We start from the raw sequence: 2,486 nt of genomic DNA, 5'->3' as shown, positions 1-2,486 counted from the left end.
CTTCGGCTGTAACGCGGGCGGTTCGGTGCTGGACTGGGTGATGCAGACGGAAAAACTCAGCCTGCGTAAGGCGGCGGAACGCCTGAAAGCGGAGCTGGGCGACAATCCCGCCGTGGTGCCGCTGGTTACCAAAGATGAGCCGGAAATCTTCACGGAAGATGAAGCGGGCCGTCAGCAACTGCTCTCCCGTGTGGTGGAGTTCTACCATCACACGCTGCTGAACGCGCCGGAAGCGGTGGCGTATCTGGAAAAGCGCCGCCTTAATCATCCTGAACTGGTCGCCGCCTTTAAACCCGGCTTCGCCAACCGCACGCTGCCTTATCGCCAGCCAGCGGTTAAGTCACGGGCAGGCGAGAAGATCCGCGCCCGGCTTAAGGGGGTGGGTGTGCTGCGTGAGTCCGGGCATGAGCACTTCACCGGGTCGCTGGTTGTGCCGGTGATGGATCTGAACGGGCAGATCCGCGAGATGTACGGGCGCAAGATCGGCGGCGATCTGCGTAAGGGAACGCCACTGCATCTGTACCTTCCCGGCGCTCACGGCGGCGTGTGGAATGAGCAGGCGCTGATCGGTTCATCAACGGTTGTCCTGTGCGAATCGCTTCTCGATGCCATGTCGTTCTGGGTCGCCGGGGTCCGTAACGTCACGGCGGCTTACGGGGTGAACGGCTTCACCGGTGAGATGCGGGCCGCACTGCTGGCACACGGCGTCAGGCAGGTACTGATCGCCTACGACAACGATCCGGCGGGCAATGAGGCGGCGGTGAAACTGGCTTCTTCCTTAGCCGCTTCCGGGATCGCCACGTTCCGCGTACTGTTCCCGGCGGGCATGGATGCGAACGGTTATCTGTGCAGTGTGGCAGAGCCGGAACAGGCGTTCAGTCTGTTGCTGGATGGCGCGGTGCCCATGAGTGACCTGGCCGATGCGGAGAGTATCGCGCCGCAGGCCAGCGCGGAGCCTGCACACCTGACTTCATTAGCTGCCGGGGTTGCGGTCTTACCCGCAGCCGCCGCGCCTGCACCGGGCGTCAGCGTGGAAACCCTGGCCGATGGCGAACTGATGGTAGCCTTACCCGGCGAACGCTGGACTATCAGGGGCGTAAGCCGCAAACCGAACGTCGCCGCGATGAAGGTCAATGCGCAGGTGCTGGACACCAACAGCGGCGTGGTGTTCGCTGATGCGGTGGATATGATGAGCGCCCGCAGCCGTTCCGGTTATGCGCGGGCCGCAGCGGCAGAGCTTGGGCTTGCCGAAGGCGACCTGCGCCGTTCGCTGGGTAAGGTGCTGCTGGCGCTGGAGCACTGGCAGGCGGCACCGGAGCCGGAGAGCGTCGCCCCGGAGATGACGCCGGAAGATCGGGAGGCGGCGCTGGATCTGCTGCGCGACGAGTGTCTTGCCGGGCGCATCGCTTCTGATATGGCGGCGTGTGGCGTGGTGGGTGAGTCCACCAACCTGACGGCGGCGTATCTGGCGGCGGTGTCACGCAAACTGGAGCGCCCGCTTGCCGTTCTCATCCAGTCGTCGAGCGCGGCGGGTAAGTCCAGCTTAATGGATGCGGTGCTCAATCTGATCCCGCCAGAGGAACGGCTGCAATACAGCGCCATGACCGGGCAGAGCCTGTTCTACCTCGGCGAAACCAACCTGCAACACAAGATCCTCGCCATCGCAGAAGAAGAAGGTGTGCGCCAGGCGGCGTATGCGCTGAAACTGTTGCAATCAGACGGGGAACTGACCATCGCCAGTACGGGCAAGGACGACGCCAGCGGCAACCTGGTCACCAAACAGTACACGGTGAAAGGCCCGGTGATGCTGATGCTGACCACCACGGCGATCGACGTCGATGAAGAACTGTTAAACCGCTGCCTGGTGCTGACGGTGAACGAGTCGCGGGAGCAGACGGAGGCCATCCACGCGGCGCAGCGTTACGCGCAGACGCTGGAAGGCCTGCTGGCGGCGAATGAAAAAAGTTACATCACTCAGCTTCACCAGAACGCGCAGCGGCTGTTACGCCCGCTCAACGTGGTGAACCCGTTCGCGTCACAACTGACCTTCATGAGCAACAAGACGCGCACCCGGCGCGACCATATGAAATACCTGACGCTGATCCAGAGCATCACGCTGCTGCACCAGTACCAGCGGGAGATCAAGCGCGTGGAGCATCGCGGGCAGGTGGTGGAGTACATCGAGGTGACGCGGGAGGACATCGCCCTGGCGAACCGCCTGGCACATGAAATACTCGGGCGCACCCTGGACGAGATGCCGCCGCAGACGCGGAAACTGTTAACCCTGATCCAGCAATGGGTGAGCGACAGCGGTCAGGTGCGTGAGGCGATACTGTTCACCCGTAAACAACTGCGTGACGCGGTGCAGTGGGGCGACACGCAGCTTAAGATCCACCTGGCGCGGCTGGTCGAAATGGAATACCTGCTGGTCCACCGTCGCGGGCTGACGTTCTGCTATGAACTGCTGTTCGACGGGGACGGCAACG

The 2,486-nt window shown here is 63.0% G+C and carries 1 protein-coding gene; it reads left to right on the top strand.

Annotated elements, in window-relative coordinates:
- A partial coding sequence (locus A7Z06_RS21465; protein ID WP_105279585.1) for a toprim domain-containing protein occupies nucleotides 1-2,486 on the top strand: 2,486 nt, incomplete at both ends.

The organism is Escherichia sp. MOD1-EC6819 (genome assembly GCF_002965765.1).
In the GTDB taxonomy this organism is placed as follows: domain Bacteria; phylum Pseudomonadota; class Gammaproteobacteria; order Enterobacterales; family Enterobacteriaceae; genus Escherichia; species Escherichia ruysiae.
This window is presented reverse-complemented; position numbering and strand designations above follow the sequence as displayed.